At 64.7% G+C, this 20476-nt stretch carries 21 protein-coding genes and 1 pseudogene; 13 read left to right on the top strand and 9 right to left on the bottom strand.

Translation table 11 applies throughout. The annotated features are described in order from the left end of the window. Window positions 1-232 precede the first annotated feature (232 nt). Window positions 233-583: a hypothetical protein gene (locus tag A5791_RS26325; protein ID WP_156660963.1), complete on the top strand. Its 351-nt coding sequence runs from the start codon at window positions 233-235 to the stop codon at window positions 581-583. Window positions 584-1183: 600 nt separating this feature from the next. Continuing rightward, window positions 1184-1492 (top strand): hypothetical protein, encoded by a 309-nt coding sequence (locus A5791_RS02720; protein WP_231995778.1) that lies wholly within the window; start codon window positions 1184-1186, stop codon window positions 1490-1492. 13 nt (window positions 1493-1505) lie between these two features. Here the strand turns inward: A5791_RS02720 and A5791_RS02715 are convergent, their stop codons facing one another. Continuing rightward, window positions 1506-2309: a mycofactocin-coupled SDR family oxidoreductase gene (locus A5791_RS02715; RefSeq protein WP_067230625.1), complete on the bottom strand. Its 804-nt coding sequence runs from the start codon at window positions 2307-2309 to the stop codon at window positions 1506-1508. A gap of 118 nt (window positions 2310-2427) precedes the next feature. Between A5791_RS02715 and A5791_RS02710 the strand changes: the two genes are divergently transcribed. Beyond that, entirely contained in the window at window positions 2428-3420 is a 993-nt protein-coding gene (locus tag A5791_RS02710; protein ID WP_067230623.1) for a DNA polymerase domain-containing protein, read from the top strand. Here the strand turns inward: A5791_RS02710 and A5791_RS02705 are convergent. Further along, window positions 3399-4700 (bottom strand): hypothetical protein, encoded by a 1302-nt coding sequence (locus A5791_RS02705; protein WP_067230620.1) that lies wholly within the window; start codon window positions 4698-4700, stop codon window positions 3399-3401. The two genes, A5791_RS02710 and A5791_RS02705, sit on opposite strands and share 22 nt — an antisense overlap. Before the next feature lie 123 nt (window positions 4701-4823). On the opposite strand from A5791_RS02705, the pseudogene A5791_RS26990 reads away from it, so the two are divergent. Further along, window positions 4824-5252: pseudogene (locus A5791_RS26990) on the top strand (amidase family protein); the annotation flags it as partial. A gap of 100 nt (window positions 5253-5352) precedes the next feature. Beyond that, window positions 5353-6294: an amidase gene (locus A5791_RS02700; RefSeq protein WP_231995777.1), complete on the top strand. Its 942-nt coding sequence runs from the start codon at window positions 5353-5355 to the stop codon at window positions 6292-6294. Window positions 6295-6360: 66 nt separating this feature from the next. Here A5791_RS02700 and A5791_RS02695 read toward each other — a convergent pair whose 3' ends face one another. Together A5791_RS02695 and A5791_RS02690 are read right to left on the bottom strand one after the other, a co-directional pair. Next, window positions 6361-8043, bottom strand: a complete 1683-nt coding sequence (locus A5791_RS02695; RefSeq protein WP_067230689.1) for an ATP-binding cassette domain-containing protein — start codon at window positions 8041-8043, stop codon at window positions 6361-6363. A 71-nt stretch (window positions 8044-8114) separates the two neighbouring features. Next, window positions 8115-9668: an HD domain-containing phosphohydrolase gene (locus A5791_RS02690; protein ID WP_067230617.1), complete on the bottom strand. Its 1554-nt coding sequence runs from the start codon at window positions 9666-9668 to the stop codon at window positions 8115-8117. Between the two features lie 93 nt (window positions 9669-9761). Between A5791_RS02690 and A5791_RS02685 the strand changes: the two genes are divergently transcribed. Beyond that, entirely contained in the window at window positions 9762-10595 is an 834-nt protein-coding gene (locus A5791_RS02685) for an adenylate/guanylate cyclase domain-containing protein (protein ID WP_067230615.1), read from the top strand. A gap of 75 nt (window positions 10596-10670) precedes the next feature. Here A5791_RS02685 and A5791_RS02680 read toward each other — a convergent pair whose 3' ends face one another. Both A5791_RS02680 and A5791_RS02675 read right to left on the bottom strand, forming a co-directional pair. Beyond that, a complete protein-coding gene (locus tag A5791_RS02680; protein ID WP_067230612.1) occupies window positions 10671-11840 on the bottom strand; it encodes an FAD-binding domain in 1170 nt (389 codons plus the stop codon). Window positions 11841-11866: 26 nt separating this feature from the next. After that, window positions 11867-13135, bottom strand: a complete 1269-nt coding sequence (locus tag A5791_RS02675) for a cytochrome P450 (RefSeq protein WP_067230609.1) — start codon at window positions 13133-13135, stop codon at window positions 11867-11869. Between the two features lie 60 nt (window positions 13136-13195). Here A5791_RS02675 and A5791_RS02670 point away from each other — a divergent pair, with 60 nt between their 5' ends. Further along, complete coding sequence (locus A5791_RS02670) at window positions 13196-13744, top strand: hypothetical protein (protein WP_067230606.1); 549 nt, start codon at window positions 13196-13198, stop codon at window positions 13742-13744. Between the two features lie 40 nt (window positions 13745-13784). On the opposite strand, the gene A5791_RS02665 is transcribed toward A5791_RS02670, so the two are convergent. Beyond that, window positions 13785-14288 (bottom strand): DUF5994 family protein, encoded by a 504-nt coding sequence (locus tag A5791_RS02665; protein WP_156660962.1) that lies wholly within the window; start codon window positions 14286-14288, stop codon window positions 13785-13787. 490 nt (window positions 14289-14778) lie between these two features. Between A5791_RS02665 and A5791_RS02660 the strand changes: the two genes are divergently transcribed. From A5791_RS02660 to A5791_RS02640, 6 genes are all read left to right on the top strand, one after another. Continuing rightward, a complete protein-coding gene (locus A5791_RS02660; protein ID WP_067230602.1) occupies window positions 14779-14982 on the top strand; it encodes a cold-shock protein in 204 nt (67 codons plus the stop codon). Between the two features lie 152 nt (window positions 14983-15134). Beyond that, a complete protein-coding gene (locus tag A5791_RS27440; protein ID WP_255397599.1) occupies window positions 15135-15269 on the top strand; it encodes a hypothetical protein in 135 nt (44 codons plus the stop codon). 57 nt (window positions 15270-15326) lie between these two features. Continuing rightward, the gene (locus A5791_RS02655) at window positions 15327-15782 is read left to right on the top strand and encodes a DUF5994 family protein (RefSeq protein WP_067230599.1); all 456 of its coding nucleotides are present in this window, start codon (window positions 15327-15329) and stop codon (window positions 15780-15782) included. 191 nt (window positions 15783-15973) lie between these two features. Next, on the top strand, window positions 15974-17107 hold the full coding sequence (gene galT / locus A5791_RS02650; protein WP_067230595.1) for a galactose-1-phosphate uridylyltransferase: 1134 nt from the start codon (window positions 15974-15976) through the stop codon (window positions 17105-17107). Next, complete coding sequence (locus tag A5791_RS02645; RefSeq protein ID WP_067230592.1) at window positions 17104-18189, top strand: galactokinase; 1086 nt, start codon at window positions 17104-17106, stop codon at window positions 18187-18189. The genes galT and A5791_RS02645 overlap by 4 nt, the downstream gene beginning before the upstream one ends. Beyond that, window positions 18186-18941, top strand: a complete 756-nt coding sequence (locus A5791_RS02640) for a Mut7-C RNAse domain-containing protein (protein ID WP_067230588.1) — start codon at window positions 18186-18188, stop codon at window positions 18939-18941. Before A5791_RS02645 ends, A5791_RS02640 begins: the two co-directional genes overlap by 4 nt. Before the next feature lie 3 nt (window positions 18942-18944). Here the strand turns inward: A5791_RS02640 and A5791_RS02635 are convergent, their stop codons facing one another. After that, window positions 18945-19430 carry a hypothetical protein gene (locus tag A5791_RS02635; RefSeq protein WP_067230585.1) on the bottom strand — a complete coding sequence of 162 codons (486 nt, stop codon included), beginning with the start codon at window positions 19428-19430 and terminating at the stop codon, window positions 18945-18947. Between the two features lie 82 nt (window positions 19431-19512). Beyond that, window positions 19513-20193: an LpqN/LpqT family lipoprotein gene (locus A5791_RS02630; protein WP_067230580.1), complete on the bottom strand. Its 681-nt coding sequence runs from the start codon at window positions 20191-20193 to the stop codon at window positions 19513-19515. Between the last annotated feature and the right edge of the window lie 283 nt (window positions 20194-20476).

The raw sequence follows: 20476 nt of genomic DNA, 5'->3' as shown, positions 1-20476 counted from the left end.
CTCGTTTGTATTCGCCCGAAGGTTGGGCAGGTTGCTGCGGGCCAAGGAGGTGTTCTGCGACGGCGTTGAGCAGGCCGGCAATGCCGATGATGTGGTTGTTACTGCGCTGCGACCACGGCCCGGAAGTGCGCGTCACCCGAGCGCACTCGGTTGATGTCGGACATTGCAAAGGTCTCGACCATCGGCCGGACTCCAGTGCGGGCTGCGAAGTTGAGCATCTGGATCGTTTCGTTTGACGACGCCGGTATTCCGCCGGATCTTCTTCTCCGAGATCAACAACGACCTGTTTAAAACATCCTGCCGTTGTCGACGCATCGAGTCATTCTGCAATTCGATGCTGACTTGGTTCGGCTATCGCCGTATCGGCAGGCGGTGTTCGGCCCGCAAGCCGCTAACGGGCGCAGCCGAATTCGGCGTCGCCGCACTGCGGCCAGCGGGCGAGCCGTGCAATACCGTCCCCGTCGTCACGGCCGCAACGATTGCATCTGCCGGAACGGCTCTGGCCACGGCGGCAACAATGCGGCTTTGTCCAGCTACTGAACGCCTTGTACACCTGCATTGGTGTCACCTGTCCGAAATCTGAAGGAGCGGATCGTGCGTCGGATAGATCTTTCCATAACGAAGGTGGACCGAGATCGGCAGTTCCAGGGCGAAATTGCAATTGTGGGTTTACCGAAGTAACTCGCTGTCTAAACTCGGGTCAAGCTCGGGGTCGGGACGTTTGCGAATGGGAGGCCGTTGATGAGTATGTTCGTTCGCCGCATGGCTGGCGCCGCCGCGGTGGCATTAGCGCCCTTGGCGTACGCGACAGTCGTGTCGCCTGGGGTGAGTTCTGCTCAACCCCCCGATTGCGGTCCGGGTAACTGGTGGAACCCAGGAACCAACGCGTGCCAGCCCATAGCGCCGCCGCCGCAGGATTGCGGGCCGGGCAACTGGTGGAACCCAGGAGCCAATGCGTGCCAGCCCCTAATGCCGGCAGCACCCCCGGACTGCGGTCCCGGCAACTGGTGGGACCCGGGAGCCAATGAGTGCCGGCCGGTGGTACCACCGCCGCCGTCCTAAACCCGGCCGGATCGCCGTCGGCGAGCCCCACCCTGCTTCCAGGCGGGGCAGGAAAACTGCTGCCGCTGTCGTGGCGATAGTCCTGGCAGGTTGCGGCGGCGGCAGGTCAACGACGACCACCGTGACGGTGACGTCCACCGTGGAAGTCACCAAAACGGTGGCGGTGACCGCGCCGCCGTCCTCCGCCCCCAAGACGACCATCGAAACCGATGGCACGTATCGAGTGGGCATCGACATCGTGCCCGGCACGTATCGCTCGGCCGGAGCCAATCCCCAAGGCGAATCCGACTGCTACTGGGCGAGGCTGAACAGTCTCAATCCAACCCACATCATCATCAACGGCCTCGGCACGGGTCCTCAGGTCGTGACGGTCCAGCCGGGTGACACGGCATTTTTGACGCACAGCTGTCTGACCTGGCAGAAGGACTGATCCGGGAAGGTGGTCAGTGAATGCGCGCGCTCCCGCCGAGACCGACTTCGAGAACGCTGCCGGTGATGACGCCCGGATCGGTGACCAGGTAGAGCACTCCGCGGCTGACGTCCTCGGGTTGCAGCCACGGCTGTGGTATCGGGTTGGCCTTCATCATTCGGCGCACCAGATCGTCGGGAACGTCGTCACCTCCAGCGGGCTGCACCATCGGCGTCTGCGTCGTGGTGGGACAGATGACGTTGACCGTGATGCCTTCTTTGGCGACCTCCAGGGCAACAGACTTGGCCAGCCCGATGATCCCCCACTTGGTGGCGTTGTACGCCGCCAGATCTGGAATGCCCATGCGACCGCCCATCGACGACGTCACCACGATCCGGCCGAAGCGCTGGCGCCGCATCACCGGTATGGCCGCCCGCAGGGTGTGGAACACGCCGGTGAGGTTGGTGTCGACCAGCTGCTGCCAAACCTGGTCACTCACCTGCTCCAACGGTCCGGTGCTGACGACGCCGGCGTTGGCCAGCACGATGTCGAGGCTGCCCAGGTCTTTCACCGTCTGCTCGACCGCCGTGGCAACCTGACCGGCGTCACGCACGTCGACCGCAAGCGGCAGACAGCGTCGGCCCAGCTCTTCGACTTGCTTGGCGGTGTCCCCCAGGTCGTCTTCGGTGGCCAGCGGGTAGGTCAGGTCCGCCATCGCACCCGGCGCATCGGCCGCGACGATGTCGGCTCCTTCGGCCGCCAGCGCAAGGGCATGCGCGCGGCCTTGGCCCCGACCGCCTCCGGTGATCAATGCAACCCGTCCGTCCAACGCACCCATGGACGGCTAGCCTAGTCGTAGCGTCGGGAAGCTCACCCGCCAAGTGCCGCAACAGATTTCCGGGGTCATCGTTATGTGGCTATGCGGTCGGCGCCATGTCTGCACATAGGCTGGGTAAATGAGCGCCGGTGAGCAGCGCGCTGGAATCGATCTGACCAATCTCGACCAACCGCTGAGCCCGGGCGCCGAGGCCACCAAGCGCGACTTGGTGGACTACCTGGATGCGGTGGCCGACAGGATGCTCCCTGGACTTGCCGGCAGGCCGCTCACAGTGCTCAGGGTCCTGCGCGGGCGGGCGCCGTTCATGCAGAAGAACGTGCCAAAGTACACCCCGGATTGGGTGCCAACGGCTTCGATTTGGGCGGAGGCGTCGCAACGGGAGGTTCGTTATGCGGTTTGCAACGACAGGCGCACGCTGTTGTGGCTGGCCAACCAGCGTGCCGTCGAGTATCACCCCACCTTGGGGTTGGCCGACGACATCTATCGGCCTACCCATCTGGTCCTCGATCTCGACCCACCCGCCGACGATGACTTCAAAGCGGTGGTAAACGTCGCATACCTCGTACGGCAGGCTCTCGCCGACAGCGGACTCGTCGGCTCCGTCAAAACCAGCGGCGCGAAGGGCATTCATGTCTTTGTGCCTATCGACGACACTGCCCCGGTCGACGACGTGGCTGCGGCGACACGCGCGCTGGCCGCACGCGCGGAGGCACTCGACCCCTCTCTGGCGACAACGGCTTTCATCGTCGAGGACCGAGCAGGCAAAGTGTTCGTCGACTCAACCCGGGCTGGCGGCGCGACCGTCGCTGCTGCGTACAGCCCGCGGTTGCGTCCGGGCATACCGGTGTCCTTCCCGTTGGATTGGTCAGACCTGGACCGCGTCAACCCTGCTGACTTCAACGTGCACACGGCAGCCGACGCGCTTTCCGCTTACGATCCCTGGGCCGACATGATGGTCGCACCGCAGCGCCTGCCGAATGATCTCATCGAACAAGGCCGCACGATTCCGGTCGCCCGAGTTGCTGCGATGCACGAAGGCAAGCGACGCGCGCGGGCACGCCGGGCGGACGGGCCAGTCAGGCCGTCAGATCAGATCCAGGGGCCTGGGTAGTGGCCGTTCTCGTCTTGCACTAGGACGATTTCCTTGCATTCGCCGCTGGTGGGTGTCTCGCCGCGGCACACCAGCGTCCACCCGGAAATGCGTCCGAAAGGCCGGACGGACCAGGTCGACGCGAGCGTGTTGGCGGTCGGAAGACCGAGCACTGAAAGGGTGCCGCCGGCGTAGGTGACATAGAGACGGTCGCCGAATAACGCCAGTTTTGAAATCGACAACTTGGCGGCTTCGTCTCTGGTTTTCAGCAGATCCCACTGCTGTGTGCGTAAGTTCCATACGCCGAATCCAAACTGCGAGTTATCCGAGCCGCGGGCGTCGACGAGCAATTTCCCGTCGGACAAGGTGGCGGCCAGCCCACTACCCGAAATACGGTCGCTGTCACCGAGTTTGACGATGGCTCTGGTGTTCACGTCCCAAAATATCGTCGACACGACGGAGGGATTGGCCGGATCTCGGCGTGTGATTTTCACCAACTTGTCGGACCCCTCGGACAATTCGGCTTCGACGGCCTCAATGTCGTTGTCCTGATATACCGCTTCGCCGGTCGATAGCCTCAGCTCCGCCCCCGACGTCTTGCCTGGCATCGTATTGCGTTGGAACGCAAGAGCATCCTGCCACACCCGTCCGGGCTGCGGATCAGTCCAACCCATTGACAGGTCGGTGTTGGACAGAATAACGGTCCGGGGCGGTGACGCTGAGCCGTGCCCATCGCTGAAGGCGTTCACCCACGCCACACCGGATATGGTCGAGCCGAGCCGCCATTCCTTCGGTGCGGAGAAGCTGAGATCGGGCGCCGGCGGCTGCAGTTCCTTGGTGGCCAGCGGCCGCTCCGATTTGAGGTCGAAGAGATACGCCGTCGTCTTCGTGGCACCGTGTCCCGGAGAGTCCTGCGCGACAGTCGAGACGACGATGTAGACGACTTTCATGTCGTCGGCAGTGTTGGACAGCGCGCATACACCGCCGGTCACAGTCTCGCCGGCAGGCACGGCAGGGATGGCCGGCGAGGTGAATTGCCCTGTTTTGATGTCGAAGATCTTCGGGCGGATGTCCTCGAGCGCCGATTTGCTCGACGAGAATCCCTCGGGACAGCCGAAGTAGACGGTGCCGCCGTAGCTTTTCCAGTCTTTCGCCAATGGACTGGTTGCCGGAGCAGGAGCGGCGACCGGGCGGGCGGTGGTTGCCGAAGTCGAGGTGGCGGATCTTCCCGCCGGCGGTGACGCGGTCTGCGAAGTTGAGCAGGCCGCAAATAAGACGACGGCTGACCAAATCGCCGACATCGTGGCGATTCTGTGTTTAACCACACCCGGCGGTCTATTCACACTTATCCGCAATCCCCCGCTAGTCCTGTGCGCAAAAAGCCTAAAGCCGTTCGTCGGCCACTGCGACTCAAGCGTCGCGGGATGGCGCGCCATGGTAAACCGAAAGCCATGAGTGGGCTTGCCGAAGAGACGCGCTGGATGGACGCCACCGACCAGGCGGCGCTGGTAGCGAAGGGCGAGGTCACGCCCAGCGAGCTGCTGGAAGCGGCGATCGCGCGCATCGAGGAAGCGAACCCGTCGTTGAACGCCGTGGTCATCGAGTGGTTCGAGCATGCCCGCACGGTGGCCGCCGATCCCGGCCTTCCCGCCGGCCCGTTCCGCGGCGTGCCGTTTCTGCTGAAGGATCTCTACACGAGCTTCGCGGGCCAGACCCTGTCCAACGGCAATGTCGCGCTGAAAGAGGCGGGCAAGATCGACACTGCCGACACCACATTGGTGGCCAGGTTCAAGGCGGCCGGGCTGGTCATCGCCGGTCGGACTAATAGCCCCGAAATGGGCAGTCTGCCAACCACACAACCACTGGCATGGGGGCCGACCCGCAATCCGTGGGCGCTGGATCGCACCCCGGGGCGGATCGAGTGGCGGCGCCGCCGCGGCGGTGGCCGTCGGGATGGTTCCGTTCGCCAACGCCTCGGACGGGGGCGGCAGCATCCGCATTCCCGCCTCATGTTGCGGGTTGGTGGGGCTCAAGCCGAGCCAGGGCAGGATCTCGGTGGGTCCGCAGCGCGCCGAGGTCGGGCTCGGAGTCGAACTGTGCGTCAGCCGTACGGTGCGGGACACCGCAGGTCTGCTGGATGCCGTGCGCGGTCCGGGCATTGGTGACAGCGTGATCGCGCCCGCGCCGCAGCGGCCCTACCTCGACGAGGTCGTCGCTGAACCAGGCCGGTTGCGCATCGGGCTGCTCGACGTCCACCCGCGCGTTGAATTCCTGCACCAGGACTGTGTTTCGGCCGTGCGGGGAGCGGCGTCGATGCTGGAGGGACTTGGGCACATCGTCGAGCCGGCATGGCCGCCGTGTCTGGCCGATACCACCTTGGTCCACAAGTTCATGGCGCTGTGGGCGACGCAATTGGCGATGGCGGCGCGCGGATTCAGCGAGACGCTCGGACGCGAGGTGACTTCCGATGACATCGAGCCGGTCAACTGGGCGCTGATCGAGCGAGCGACGGAAGTGACCGCCGTCGACTACGCCGCGGCGCAGGCCGCGGTATATGCGTTTCGGCGTGCGCTGCAACAGTGGTGGGCCGACGGCTGGGACCTCCTTCTTACGCCGACCGTCGCCGAGCCGCCGCCGCTGCTGACGGACTTCGAGAACGATCCCGAGCACCCAACGGTGCCGATGCGCCGCGGCGGCCAGTTCGCCGCGTTCACCCCGCCGTTCAACATGAGCGGACAGCCGGCGATCAGCCTCCCGTTGCACCGCAACGCCGACGGGCTGCCTATCGGCATCCAACTCGCCGCCGCCTACGGCGCCGAGGACGTGCTCATTCGTGTGGCCGCGCAACTGGAGGCGGCGCATCCCTGGCACGCAGCCCGACCAGACGCACAGTAGCGCGAGCAGACGCAAAATCGCCCCAAAGTAGTTGATTTTGGGGGATTTTGCGTCTGCTCGCCGCCTTCAGCGGGCGCCGGGAGCGGACCGCCGGTCCAGCACCCACACCGTTGCCAGCGTCAGCACGACGGCAAATGAGGCCAACGCGATGAGACTGCCGGCGGCGCCGCCGTGGAAGGTTTCGCGGTAGGCCGACATGGCCGGCAGCGTGCCGGTGTACCTGTCCAGATTCAGGTGGCGGCCCAACGCGTCGAAAGCGTGGCGGTTCGACAGGACGAGGCTCATCAGACGTCCCGGGGTGGCCATCTGGTCAACGGGGACGATGGCGCCACCGAAAAGGACCTGCGGGAAGCACAGCATCGGCAGCGCGAGTGCGGCCTGCGCGGCGTTGGACACCGCGGCCGAGGCGAGCAGGCCCAGCGCCAGCGCCGACGTCGCCTCCACCACAATCGTCATGAAAAGGACTGCGTACACGTCCCACCCGACGGCGGGCAGCCGACCGAGTGCCCGCAGCACGCCGAGCAGCATTGCGCTCACCGCCGCCAGCACCGGAAGCAGCGCCGCGATCTTGGATGCCACGTAGGCGCCCACACTCAGTCCTGAGAGGCGTTCCCGCCGGAAAACCGCCATCTCCCCGACGATTTGGAGCAGCCCGTAGGTCAGGCCGAAGAAGAACCCGGCGAACGCGATCCAGAACACGATCTGCGCCGGGCCCACGTCGGCGGGGCCGTGCGGATCGAATGAACCGCGCTTGAACAGCGTCGCCATCATCACCGTCACCAGCACCGGCGAACCGAGCAGTACCGCCAACGTCAACCGGTTGCGAAACAGGACATCGACATTACGTCGGGTGAGCAGCCACCATTGCCGGACTGCGCTCACGCGGGCTACCCCTGAGTACAGCGGTTGGGCCACAACGGGTTTCGCATCCGGACCGCTGTCCGTGAATCGCATTGCCCAAGTCTGCGGATCCTCACCCGCCAGCCTTGCGTAGACGTCGTTGAGATCATGCACGCCGAAGTAACGGCGAGCTTCGGCCGGGCTGCCGGTGAAGGCATGGTGGCCGTCGCGCGCAAGGAACACCACCCGATCGCACCGGTCGATGGCGGCCGGCTCGTGCGTCGTGAGGACAACCGCGACCCCGCGGCGGCTGAGCCTGCGCAGCAGCCGCATCACGTCGGTGGCGGTAGCCGGGTCGAGCCCGGAAGTGGGTTCGTCGAGGAAGAAGATCCGTGGATGGGTCAGCAGCTCCACCGCGATGCTGGCCCGCTTGCGCTGCCCGCCGGACAGGTCACGGACCGGCACGTCGGCCCGGTCAGCCAGGTCGAGGTCTTGCATGGTTTCCTCGACTATCCGGTGCGCCTCGGCCGCCGACGTGCCGGCGGGTAGCCGCAGCCGCGCGGCGTAGCGCAGCGTGCGGCGCAACGGCATCTCCAGGTGGATGATGTCGTCCTGGGGCACGTAGCCGATGCGGGACTGGCAGCTCACTCGTGCACCGCACGGGACGCCGTCGTGGCGAACCTCGCCCGCCGACGGCGGCGTCAGCCCCGCGAGGACCTCTAACAAGGTGGTCTTGCCTGCGCCGCTGCCGCCCGCGATGGCGACCAGCTCGCCCGGTTCCACGGACAGCGACATTTGCCGCAGGATCTCGCGAGACCCCGCATGTCGGGTCACGTTCACCGCGTCGACCCGCGCGCCGCGGGTGCTGACGCCGTTGTGTGTCGGTGTGGTTTGTAATTGCTTGGTCATGGAGCGATCATCGGTCGCTGCCGTCGTGGTCACATGAGGCGTTTGCCTCAACATGTCGTCTGCTCGCGCAACTAAGCCAGGCCCCGGTCGATCGCCGCGAGGGTCGCCTGTGTCCGGTTGTTTACGCCGAGCTTGGTGTAGACATGCTCGACGTGGTTGCGCGCTGTTTTTTCGGCGATGACCAGCTCGGCAGCGATCTCGCGGTTGGACCGGCCCTGCGCGACCAGCCGCAGCACCTCGACCTCTCGCGATGTCAGCCCTCCTGACCAAGGCGTTCGCCGCGATGCCCGATGCCCCGCCGCGGTCAACACCGCCTCTACCGACTCGGCATCGAGTCGTCCGGCGCGCGCCTCTTGGCGCAACTGATTCGCCGCCCCACCGGCGTCGAACGCGGGCCGATCGGGACGTGGCTCGAGCAGTTGGTGATACGCCACCGCCGCGGCCAGCAACCGATCCTGTCTGCTCAGCTCCGCGCCCGCCAGCCCGCGCGGAAAGCCGGACCCGTCAATACGTTCCTCGTGCTGAGTCGCCAGCGACGCCACCGACTCCAAACCACCGACCCGGCTCAGGATCCGCCCGGTGAGATACGGGTACATCCGCAGCCGCTCCCATTCTGCGGTGGTGAGCGGCCCCTTCTTCTCCCAGATCTGGTTGGAAACCCCCAGCCTGCCGAGGCCGTGCACCAGACCGGCCCGGTACAGGCGCGTGACGTCCGGCGACGGCATGTCGAGCTGGCGTGCGGCGGCGGCCGCCAGGTCGCCGACTCCGCGCGAGTAGCCCGGCGAGCTCGGACACTTCAGGTCCACGAAATCGGCGATCGCTCTTAATAACTCGTCGATCTCGTCATCGTCGAGGATGCGGTCGCGATCGGGTGCCTGCGACAACACCGCTGCCCAGACATCGATTTCCAGCAGCCCGTCGAGAATCGCAGCGGCGTCGCCGTCGAAAATCTGGGCCACGGCGGGGCTGAACTGCGTGCCGCTGCGGGAGCGCACGACGTCGACCGCCGCTTGAACCCCTCCGGTTCGAAAATGCACCTCGGCGACATCAGCGAGGTGAACGATGTGGATCTCGACCGGAATATCTTCTCCGCGAGCACCATTGGGCATCCCGCGGCCGTCCCAGCGCTCGAAGACATATGCCAGCGCCGCTCCGACACGTCGGTCCAGACCCATCCGATCGGAAAGCACGCCCGCGGAACTGCAGTGCGAATGGATCATCTTGGCAACCTGGTTCCGCGCCGTGAGCACGAACGCCGCCGAGCGGATGCCGCGCTCCCAGCTCGGCAACCCGCGGCCCAGGTGGCTGACCATCAAGCGCAGGAACGGCAGCCCGGTCATGTCCACGGCGTAGGTGTCGGCGCGGTAGGCGATGTCGTCGCCGAAGAGCGCAGCGAGTTCGTGAGAGTCGGCGTGACAACCGATCCAACCCAGCAAATTGGCGTAGTACACCGTCGCCCGCTGTCCGGCGTCGAGACCCATCCGCTCGGCGATTCGCGTCGCGATCAGCGCCGACCGAAGCATGTGCTCCATCGGCTGCCCCAGGCCCAGGTCGATCGCCAGCGATATCGCAGCCAGCAACTCGGCTCTGCGTAGACCTTTTGTCGAACCCTGCGTTGGGTGCACGCTCTAATTCTGGCCTGAATACGTCGTCCGCTACGCGGCTTTTGGGGCGGATGCCCCATGTGTCGAAACGGTCTGGCGGCAATCATTTGTCCCATGACTGCTACCAACGTGCCACTCGAAGTCTCGCGGCAGCCGTGGGACAAGGTGCTCACCGAAGGTCACGCGTCCTTGGTGAGGGCGCGACGGGTGTTTCGCTACCTGCCCTCGGCGCCGCGATGCAAGGTGTGCAACAACCCTTTCGGCGGACCGGCAGGACGGGTACTTGCTGCCGCGGGGTTCACCCCGTCGCGCAAGAACCCCAACCTGTGCAGCCGATGCTGTGACTCGCTTCCCCCGGGTGGGGCGGAGGTGGACGTCGCCGTCCTGTTCGCCGACGTGCGCGGCTCGACGGCCCTGGGCCGGCGCGGTGTGGCCGCAGACTTCGCCGCCCTGCTCAACCGGTTCTACGTCGCTGCGACCAAGACCCTGCTGCGCCATGACGCGGTGATCGACAAGCTCATCGGCGACGAGATCATGGCGTTCTTCGTCCAGGGCATCAGTGGTCCGCACTACCGGCGCCGCGCCGTCCTGGCAGGGATGGAGCTGCTGGAGGCAGTGGGGTACGGCAGCGACGACGGTCCCTGGATCGAGTTGGGCGTCGCGGTGAACGCCGGCGTCGCGTACGTCGGCAACGTCGGCGGCGCGGTGGTCGACTTCACCGCCCTCGGCGATGCGGTCAACGTCTCGGCGCGCATGCAGCAACACGCCGCCGGCGGGGAATTGCTCGTGGCGTCAGGGGTCGCCGACGAGTTGATGGGAAGGACGGTGCAGCGCCGCCTGAACCTGCGCGGACACGACCGACCCGTCGACTCGTTCGTCCTCGACATGTCGGCGGGGCGGGGGGCGGTGACCGCGCGAGCAGACGCAAAAGCAGCCCAAAATGGTTGATTTCGGGTGCTTTTGCGTTCCCCCGCAAGCGGGAGGTGCCCCCAGCTCGCCGTGCTTAGCGGGAGTCCCGTCAGCTCACGGCAAGTCGTAGTCGGGCAACTCGAAGTCGTCGCGCACGCTGCCGGCGAAAAGCGTTGCCAGCGGACCGAAATTCATCGCGCGCATCGCCACGTTACGGAACCACAACCCGAATCGGGTCCGGGTGGTGAAGAACGAGATGTACTTTTTGGCATCGGCTTGCTTGGTCCTGACGAACGGATGCAGGCGCTTCTCGTAGGTTTCGAAAGCGCGACGATAGTCGGTGCCGGCCCGCGCGAGTTCGCCGGCCAGGACATACGCCTCGGTGATGGCCAGGCCGGTGCCTTCACCGCCGAGCAGCGAGATACACCCGGCGGCATCGCCGATCAGCAGCACCCGGTCGCGCGACCAGTGGTCCATCCGGATTTGGCTCACCACGTCGAAGTAGAGGTCGTCGACATCGTCGAGCGCCGCCAGCATGTTTGGGCATTCCCAGCCTGCGTCACGAAACTGGTTGCGCAGCTGATCTTTTGGCGGCAGGTCTGGATCAGCGTGCTGGTCGCGAAAGATGAACAGAAACATGGTGCGGTCGTCGCGCAGCGAAACGCGGCTCACCTGTCGGCCGGAAATGTTGTAGGTGAAATAGACCAGCTCCTCACGGGGCCGGTACCCGTCGACCACGCATGCGGCGACCTTGCAACCCAGGTAGTGCTCGAAGTCGCTTTCGGGCCCAAACACGAGTTGCCGCACATTGGAGTGCAGGCCGTCGGCGCCGATGAGCAAGTCGAATTCGCGCGGCGGGCCCTTGTCGAAAGTCAGGTGCACACCGTCACTGTGTTGCTCGACGCTGGCGATGCTGTCGCCGAAGATCGTTTCGACCTCGTCTTCGATGGTTTCGTAGATCGCGGCGGCCAGGTCGCCGCGCGGCAGGCTGGTGAAGTCCTCGCCCACCATGTGGCGAAAGGCGTTGACTCCCAAATCCGCTTTGACTTCGCCGTTGCGGCCCACCGAACGCAGGGATTCGATCTGGTATCCGGCTTTGCGAATCGGCTCCTCGATGCCCATCCGCTTGGCCGCTTGGTAGCCAACGCCCCAGAAGTCGGTCATGTAGCCACCGGTGCGAAACTTCGGCGCCTGCTCGATGAGAGTGGGGACATGGCCGGTGCGGTGCAGCCAATGAGCAAGTGCTGCTCCAGCCACCCCGGCACCGCTGATAGCTAATTTCATAGGGAAATTGTATCCTATGGCATCAATCAGCCGATTCGAGCCCCGTGCGCCGACGTCCCGTAGGCGACTTGCCAGTGCTTGATGCCGGTGATGAACGAGGATCGCAGCCGTTCGGGATCGCCCAACGGGGTCAGATCGGGCAGCTCGTCGGCGATCGCGTTGAACATCAGGTCGACGGTCATGCGGGCCAGGTTGGCGCCGATGCAGTAATGCGCTCCGGTGCCGCCGAATCCGACGTGCGGGTTGGGGCTGCGCAAGATGTCGAACGTGTACGGGTCTTGGAAGACCTCCTCGTCGAAGTTGGCCGAGCGGTAGAACATCACCACCCGTTGGCCCTTCTCGATCCGCACCCCACCGAGCTCGGTGTCCACCAGAGCGGTGCGCTGGAACGCCGTGATCGGAGTGGCCCAGCGAATGATCTCGTCGGCGGCGGTCTTCGGGCGCTGCGACTTGAACAGCTCCCACTGATCCGGGTATTCGGTGAAAGCCATCATTCCCTGCGTGATCGAGTTACGGCTCGTCTCGTTGCCGGCGATGGCCAGGGTGACCACGAACATGCCGAATTCGGCTTCCGAGAGTTGCCCGTCGGCATCGGCGTGCATCAGCGTGGTGACGATGTCCTCGCCGGGCACGGGCTCTTCGGCCTTGCGCGCTGCCAATTGCATTGCGTACCACATCATTTCACCGGCAGATGTCAGTGAATCGTGGTCGGCGAATTCCGGATCGTCGCTTCCGATCATTTGGTTGGACCAGTCGAACAGCTGTTCCCGCTCCTCAGCCGGCACACCGAGCAGGCCGGCAATCGCCTGCAGCGGCAACTCGCAGGCGACCTGACGGACGAAATCGCCCGAGCCCTCGGCAGCGGCCCGTTGGGCGATTCGCCGGGCGCGCTCGGCGAGGTCGGCACGCAGGCGTTCGACGGCCCGGGGGGTGAAGCCGCGCGCGACGATTTTGCGCAGCCGGGTGTGCTCGGGATCGTCCATCATGATCATGGACGCGCGCCCAGCCTCGATCTGGCCCTGCGCCTGATCTTCCCGATACCGCGGCACGATCGACTTCTCGGCCGACGAGAAGACGTCGCTACGCAACGAGACCTCGCGTACGTCGCGGTGCTTGCTCACCACCCAGTAGCCGCCGTCGCCGAAGCCGCCTTCATTCAGCGGCTGCTCGTTCCACCAGATCGGGGCCGTCGCACGCAGTTCGGCGAACTCCCGGACCGGTATCCGGTGGGCATAGATGTCGGGATCGGTGAAGTCGAACCCCGGGGGCAGGTTCGGCAGGTTCCGAGTGGCCATTGCCCGATAGTAAATCCGCAAGTCGCGACGGCGGCGACGAATTGGGGCAAGAATCGCACCATGCTGTTGATTCCGGCGTGGGTATGGCGCGGCGGCCCGGTGTATCGGGCCGTATGTGTGGGCGTTCCGGTCGGTATCTTCCTTGCTGCGTTGGTATTTGCCGAATCCGGCGTGCTGCTGGGTGCGCTGGTCGCGTTCGTGGTGATCGGCGTCTTCAACGGGATCGTGGTGTCCCGCCGGATGAGCAAGGCCTGGCCTGCGGCCGACGAGCTCAACCCGGCCGAGCGGGTCGCCGTGTGTGCTGCGGTCCGTCGCGGCCGGCAGATCGACGACCCCAGGCTGGCTCCCGCGGCGCTCGCGTATGTCGGTGCCTTGCGTACCGCTCGCGAGCAGTCCCGGCGTGTGCAATGGGTCTTTTGGCCTTGTGCGGCAGTGGTTTTGGTCCTTGCAGTGTTCGACACTTACACCGCCACTACCCGCCTGGCTGTGGTTTCGTGGCTGTTCGTCGTCTTCTTCGCGGTCGAAATATTCTGGTGGCCGCGGATTCAGGATCGTCTGTTGGCCAATGCCGAGCGCACCGCGCAATCAGCCTCGCGCTGGACTGGCTAAGCGATAGCCCATCCGCGCCGGAATCGGATTCGGCCAATTGTCAGGGCTGAAGCCGTGGTGCCGCGGCGCTGGGATCGAGCTCCCGCAGTCGTTGGGCGCACCGCGCGCCTTCCGCGGCTGCGGAGCGCACAATCTGGTCAGCAGTGAGGAAAGGTTCGCCAATCTGTTCTCTGCTTGCAATGTGCAGGCCGGCGGCACAACGCAGGATCATCACTGCCAGGACGACGGACGTTCGACTGGGAATCACGATGAGTGTGGCCCGCGTTTTGGTGCCGCTGATCGTCATAACGCGCTGGCTGATCGGTCGACACGGACGCGCCAACAGTGGGCGACACAGCGAGTCCAGGTCCGGTGAACTGGCCAAGGACGACCAGTTGATGCTGATATCGAGGAGTCGGCCCAATCGTGGGAACAGGGAATCAGCCAGTTCGGGAAGTTCAGCACCTAATGCGACCGTGTGGGGCCACCACGCTCCGTCGAGTTCGCCGCCGAGTTCGGACGCCAAGGACACCCGGACCGGGCTGGCCAGACGACGTGCGCTCACTGCACTATTCACTACGCAGCTGCTGTCAGCCGAGCGCTGCTTGTACTACAGGCGGCAAAACCCAAGTAATACAAGCGCGTTGACGCCGTGTGAAGGGGGAAGACCCATGATCCCTTGCAATCCATACAATTCCCTCACTCAGTTGGTCCCGGCAGATGATCGCAGGAGTCGGGAAGCGGATCGGATCGCAGGTTGGGCTCTCGGCCGGTATCACGCCTGAGGATTACCGTTGGTTACGACGCGGTTCATTGTCGACGGTACACCCACATCGGCTACCAGCTCCACCGGACACGAAGATCGCGGTGTCGGAAAGCGTTTGAGGGGCAGGTGTGGTCGCGGCCGTTTGGCGAAGGAACTCACCGAAACCGCCCAGTTACGGCCTTTTACGCGGTGGTGCACCCGATCTCGCGAGCACATTGGCTTTCCAGGCTCGTGCTAGGCTCACTCCGGGATGTTTGCTACATCCTTTCGAATGAGAGAAGTTGAAGGTATGGCACAAGGAATTGTGAAGTGGTTTAACAACGATAAGGGCTTCGGGTTCATCGCTCCTGACGACGGCGCAGAAGATCTGTTCGTTCACTACAGTGAAATCCGCGGGAGCGGGTTCCGATCACTCGAGGAAAACCAGCGGGTTCAATTCGACGTCGGCCAAGGGACCAAGGGTCCTCAGGCAGTCGCCGTGACACCCGTCTAGGGACTCTTCGTCGGATGTGGGCTGGCAGGAAACTGCCAGCCCACATTCCATTCTGAGGTCACGAGCCTTCTCGCCGCGGCCGCCAACGCGTAACGACAAGCGTATGCTCGGGGAACCGGGACCAGCCAGGCCCCATAGATAAGGGGTCGGTGATGTCCGACAAGTCTCCGCGGCAAGCTCTGAGCAAGAAATCCAGTCAGACGCTCAAACAGAAGCGCGCCGTCAAGCGCGCCCAAGCCGATGCTGCAACGCCGGCCGTCGAAATCCCGAAGACCAAGCGGCGCTGAGTAATTCCGCCCGGCAGCATGATTTGGCTGAGCCGCGGCCAAGGACAGGAGCGTCACATGACGACACAACGAGGCACCCTCCCCGCGGCGGGCAAACAGTCAGGACCCGAGCACACACCCCGTCTCAGGCTGAAGCCCAAGGCGCCGACCACCGGGTATGTCGACGGGGCATGGTGGCCACACACCGATGACCTTCAGACTGAACTGCCGGATCTGCTGGCAGTGCTTTCGGTAAGGCTCGGCCCCATTGATCAGGTGCTGTACAACCTGGCCGAGTGGGCGCAGGCCCCAAAGAGATTGACGACCGACCGGCCGGCGGTACGGCTCGCCGGCTACCACCGGCAGCCGTTGAGCACGATCGAGGTTTGCGGTGCGAATCGCGACAAGATCGTCCTGTTGGTAATACCTGCGGATACCGATCCAGACCGCGCACACGATGTCATGATGGCCGCGGCAACCCGAGATGACGTCTCGACCGTCGACGGCCTACTCGCGACGATAAATCCAGCATGACCAGCCCAACCTGCAATGTTCTCGTTGAATAGTGCTGCCAGCGTGCAGGATCGGTACGTCTAGGGGCAACCCCGGGTACCAAGCACGCGCCGCTGACCTGAGTGTCCACGATCTCGACCGCCCAAACCGTACGCGCGTCCGGCTCGCGTTGCCTCACTTCGAGCCGTCCGTATCGGGACCCGGACCTGACAATGCCTTGGCTCTCCGAACCGCGTCCCGGCGGCCAAGCTAGTTTTGACCGCGTGACAGAACCGACGCGGGCACAGCTGGCCGATGGCCGCGACCTGCTGTTCTTCGCGTTGCCCGGGCACTGTCCAGCACCGGTCCCGGATCGTAGGCCGTTGCCGGCGCGTGGCACCGATCAGTCGCAGCTGCGATTCGACCGATCAACCGGGCAGTGGGTGATCGTGGCCGCGTTGCGCCAAGACCGCACCTACAAGCCGCCGCCGGACGAGTGCCCGCTATGTCCGGGTCCGACCGGGCTGACCAGTGAAGTGCCCGCTCCCGACTACGACGTCGTCGTCTTCGAGAACCGGTTTCCGAGTCTGTCCGGCGGGTCATCGCCGGAACCGCTGCCCACCGGTGACGGATTTGTGTCCGCTCCCGGCCACGGCCGGTGCGAGGTCATCTGCTTTTCCAGCGACCACACCGGGTCGTTCTCGGAATTGGAACCGGTGCACGCCCGGCTGGTCGTCGAGGCGTGGCGGCACCGCACCGCCGACCTGATGGCCGCGCCGGGCATCGAGCAGGTGTTCTGTTTCGAAAACCGCGGCGAGGAAATAGGTGTCACGCTGACCCATCCGCACGGTCAGATCTACGGCTACCCCTATCTGACGCCGCGAACCGCCGCGATGCTTCGGCAGGCACACGAACACCGAACGCGCTACGGCGGCAACCTCTTTGCCGATCTATTGGCGCGTGAAATCGCCGACAGCAGCCGCGTCGTGGCACGCACCGAGCAGTTCACGGCGTTCGTGCCATTCGCGGCGCGCTGGCCGGTCGAGGTGCACATCTACCCAAACAGGTTCGTGCACAACTTAGTCGATCTGGATGCGGGCGAACTGGACGGGTTGGCGCAGGTCTACCTCGACGTGTTGAAGCGGTTCGATCGCATGTATTCTGCTCCACTGCCATACATTTCGGCGCTGCATCAATTCGCCAACACCGAGGCTCAGGTCGACGGCTACTTCCACGTGGAGCTGATGTCGATCAGGCGCAGCGCCGCCAAGCTCAAGTACTTGGCGGCCTCCGAATCGGCGATGGAGGCGTTCATCAGCGACGTCACGCCCGAAAGCGTGGCGCAGCGGCTGCGGGAGCTCGGATGACGGTCCGCTACGCCGCACCGGGGCGCGTGAACCTGATCGGGGAGCACACCGACTACAACCTCGGGTTTGCGCTGCCGATCGCGCTGCCGCAGCGCACCGTCGTGACCTTCACCCCCGACGCCAGCGATGTGATCACGGTAGCCAGCGATCGCGCGGACAGCCCGGTACGCATTCCGCTCGGCGCGGCTCCCGGTGACGTGGACGGCTGGGCCGCATATGTAGCCGGGGTGATGTGGGCGCTGCGGAGCGCCGGCCATCCGGTGCCCGGTGGCGCGATGTCGATCACCAGTGATCTGGAGATGGGATCGGGACTGTCTTCGTCGGCCGCACTTGAATGTGCGGTGCTGGGCGCGGTCGCGTCGGCCGCCGGTGTCCGGATCGACCTCAAAGATCAGGCCCGGCTCGCGCAACGTGCCGAAAACGAGTATGTCGGCGCCCCAACGGGTTTGCTCGACCAGCTGGCGTCGTTGTTCGCCGCGCCGGCGACGGCGCTGCTTATCGACTTTCGTGACGTCACCGTCGCGCCCGTGCCCTTCGACCCCGATGCTTCCGATATTGCGCTGCTGCTGATCGACTCCCGGGCACGCCACCGTCATGCGGGCGGCGACTACGCGGCGCGGCGCGCGTCGTGCGAGCGGGCCGCCGCCGACCTGCACGCGTCGTCGCTGCGCGAGGTGCAAGGTCCGTCGGCGCTAGCGGCGGTGACCGACCCGGTGGACGCCCGTCGTGCCCGGCATGTGCTGACCGAGAACCAGCGGGTGCTCGATTTTGTTTCCGCCGTGGGTGATTCGGAATTCGCCGAAGCGGGACGCCTCATGATCGCCTCGCACGACTCGATGCGCGACGACTTCGAAATCACCACCGAGCATATCGATCTCATCGCCGATACCGCGGTGCGTGCCGGTGCGCTGGGCGCCCGGATGACGGGCGGAGGCTTCGGTGGCTGTGTGATCGCGCTGGTTCCGGCCGATCGGGCGGATGCGGTGGCGCAGGTGGTGCGACAGACAGTCGGCGGGGCTGGGTTCGAAGAACCGGTGATCACGCGCACCCGAGCGGCCGCGGGCGCGGGACTCTGCGGATGAATGACGCAGGCGGCTACGTAGACGTTCGGGCATACGCGGAGCTGAACGACTTCTTGTCAGCCGAATCCCGCGGCGTGACTGTGCGCCGCCCGTTCCGGAGTCATCAGACCGTCAAGGATGTGTTGGAGGCCATGGGCATTCCACACACCGAGGTCGACTTGATCCTCGTCAACGGATCTCCGCGGGGCTTCGACTACCGTCCCAACGTCGGCGACCGCATCTGCGCCTATCCGATGTTCGAAGCGCTGGACATCGGGTCGACGGCGCGGCTACGTCCGGTGCCGCTGCGCAATCCGCGGTTCGTCGTCGACGTGAACCTCGGCCGGCTGGCGCGGCTGCTGCGCGTCCTCGGCCTGGATGTGTGGTGGTCGAGCGACGCTGACGACCCGACCCTGGCCGATATCAGTCGCGACGAGCAGCGGATTCTGCTGACCCGCGACCGCGGCCTGCTGAAACGCAGCGCCGTCACGCACGGCTTGTTCGTGCATTCTCAGGATCCTGAGCAGCAGGCGCTCGAGGTGATCAGACGACTGGACCTCGAGCATCGGCTGGCGCCGTTTACCCGTTGCCTCCGGTGTAACGGCACGCTGGACGCCGTCTCCAAGGACGAGGTGATGGATCGCCTCGAGCCGTTGACGCGTCGCTATTACCAAAAATTCAGCCGCTGTTCGGGGTGCGGGCGCATCTACTGGGCCGGGTCGCATCACGCACGGATGGTCGGTCTCGTCGAACGACTACGCGCCCAACTCTGACCGCTACTGCGCCGGCGTGAATCGGATGGCTGCCATTTTGATCCGGTCGGTCGCCTCGGCGAACTCGTCCAAAGTCGGAATTTGCTGGTCGCGGAATTTCAGCCCAATCATGCGTTGCGCGCGCTTGACTCCGTAGCCTTGCGCGCACTTCAGGTAGAGGGCGGACACAGCCGCACGGTCGCGGATGAGTTCGCCGCGCATTGTGGTGGTCTTTCCGTCGTAGACGACCTGGGCGGGCGCGCCGTCGCGAAAGTTGTACTTCCATTGGGCATAGACCAGTGCGTACAGGTCACCGTCGATCACATGAGCGCTAACCGGAATGGTGAACTGGCGCCCAGACTTTCGCCCCGTGAACTTCAGCACCATCAGCTGCTTGCGGGCTGAGCCCGCCAGCGGAGTACGCAGCAGGGCACTCAGCATCGGATTGACCAGACGGAGTAGAGCCGACGGCGGGTGCCCGACATCTATCGCATTCGACTGTTCTGCCATGCCAACACCGTAAGGCCTTGGCCGCGAGACATAAAAGCCCGCCAAACAGTGGTCTTGGCGGGCTTTCACGTCTGTCGTCAGATCAAAGGGAGATCGTCGTTTGCTCGTCGATGACATTGGTGGCGTCCATCAACGGCCCTTGCTCGCTTTCCAGCGAGTCGGCGTTGAGCTGCAGCACGAATACCGCGTCCCCGCTGGGGATGATTACGGTCTTCTGCGCGATGGCCCGCCTTTTGCCGTTCTTTTCGTAGGTGCCGCCCAACTGCCATGCGGCAAAGCCGCCCAGGGTGGACGTGTTGCCATTGCCGGAGCCTTGGTATCCCGGCAGATTCTGCAACTCGCCCGGCGCGTATTCGATGAGCTTGGCTTGGTCGACGTTGCCGGTGAGCTTGGCGACGAGCGCCACGATGGTGGGCGGGTCGCTGGGGTCGGCGGGCTGCGTCAAGACAATGCCGCCGTACGGTGCGCTGGAGCTTTCTTTGAGCACTTGCCAACCGTCGGGCACTGGCAGATCGATGGTGGGTGAGCCGGGATCTCCGTGATGGATTGGAGTCTCGGTGATCTTGTTGTCCTTGATGTAGTCGGCGATGGTGTACTTGGCGCCCGAGGCAGGTGCGGTACTGGTTGCCGACGACGCCACCGTCGTCGCCGTCGAGGTCGAGGTCGACGTGGACGTCTTGGTCGCGGACTTGCTGTTCGAACCGCAACCAACGAGCGCCAGACTCACCGCCACCGTGGCAATAGCCGCCGTAAAGTATTTCATCAATCGCCTTTCCCAAAAACGGGCCGGCACTGCGCTGGCCGGGTCGGCACTGAGGGTAACCCAGCCGTTTGCGCGGCATTACTACAATTGTCATTCAATTAATTTCGTCGTGAGGAGAAACGCGTTGTCAGGGCAGTGTTTGGTGACATCGCGGAAATGGCTGGTCAAGCGTGCATCATAAGTCCCACGCGCACAACATGTCGGGCACGTGTCGTTTGGTCCGACTCGGAGGACAACTGTTGCGCGCCAACTGGTTTGTCGCGCGACGCTCATGGCCCTGGCT

The organism is Mycobacterium sp. 852002-51163_SCH5372311 (assembly GCF_001667115.1).
GTDB lineage: Bacteria > Actinomycetota > Actinomycetes > Mycobacteriales > Mycobacteriaceae > Mycobacterium.
Note: the sequence above shows the minus strand (reverse complement) of the source record. Positions and strands in the feature narration are given on the sequence as shown.

What these genes read in the sequence shown, in the direction of transcription:
- A5791_RS02715 (WP_067230625.1), bottom strand. Translation starts at nt 2,309, where the DNA reads ATGGGTGCGTTGGACGGACGGGTTGCATTGATCACCGGAGGCGGTCGG.
- A5791_RS02710 (WP_067230623.1), top strand. Translation starts at nt 2,428, where the DNA reads ATGAGCGCCGGTGAGCAGCGCGCTGGAATCGATCTGACCAATCTCGAC.
- A5791_RS02705 (WP_067230620.1), bottom strand. Translation starts at nt 4,700, where the DNA reads ATGTCGGCGATTTGGTCAGCCGTCGTCTTATTTGCGGCCTGCTCAACT.
- A5791_RS02700 (WP_231995777.1), top strand. Translation starts at nt 5,353, where the DNA reads ATGGTTCCGTTCGCCAACGCCTCGGACGGGGGCGGCAGCATCCGCATT.
- A5791_RS02695 (WP_067230689.1), bottom strand. Translation starts at nt 8,043, where the DNA reads ATGACCAAGCAATTACAAACCACACCGACACACAACGGCGTCAGCACC.
- A5791_RS02685 (WP_067230615.1), top strand. Translation starts at nt 9,762, where the DNA reads ATGACTGCTACCAACGTGCCACTCGAAGTCTCGCGGCAGCCGTGGGAC.
- A5791_RS02680 (WP_067230612.1), bottom strand. Translation starts at nt 11,840, where the DNA reads ATGAAATTAGCTATCAGCGGTGCCGGGGTGGCTGGAGCAGCACTTGCT.
- A5791_RS02675 (WP_067230609.1), bottom strand. Translation starts at nt 13,135, where the DNA reads ATGGCCACTCGGAACCTGCCGAACCTGCCCCCGGGGTTCGACTTCACC.
- A5791_RS02670 (WP_067230606.1), top strand. Translation starts at nt 13,196, where the DNA reads ATGCTGTTGATTCCGGCGTGGGTATGGCGCGGCGGCCCGGTGTATCGG.
- A5791_RS02660 (WP_067230602.1), top strand. Translation starts at nt 14,779, where the DNA reads ATGGCACAAGGAATTGTGAAGTGGTTTAACAACGATAAGGGCTTCGGG.
- A5791_RS27440 (WP_255397599.1), top strand. Translation starts at nt 15,135, where the DNA reads ATGTCCGACAAGTCTCCGCGGCAAGCTCTGAGCAAGAAATCCAGTCAG.
- A5791_RS02655 (WP_067230599.1), top strand. Translation starts at nt 15,327, where the DNA reads ATGACGACACAACGAGGCACCCTCCCCGCGGCGGGCAAACAGTCAGGA.
- galT (WP_067230595.1), top strand. Translation starts at nt 15,974, where the DNA reads ATGCCTTGGCTCTCCGAACCGCGTCCCGGCGGCCAAGCTAGTTTTGAC.
- A5791_RS02645 (WP_067230592.1), top strand. Translation starts at nt 17,104, where the DNA reads ATGACGGTCCGCTACGCCGCACCGGGGCGCGTGAACCTGATCGGGGAG.
- A5791_RS02640 (WP_067230588.1), top strand. Translation starts at nt 18,186, where the DNA reads ATGAATGACGCAGGCGGCTACGTAGACGTTCGGGCATACGCGGAGCTG.
- A5791_RS02635 (WP_067230585.1), bottom strand. Translation starts at nt 19,430, where the DNA reads ATGGCAGAACAGTCGAATGCGATAGATGTCGGGCACCCGCCGTCGGCT.
- A5791_RS02630 (WP_067230580.1), bottom strand. Translation starts at nt 20,193, where the DNA reads ATGAAATACTTTACGGCGGCTATTGCCACGGTGGCGGTGAGTCTGGCG.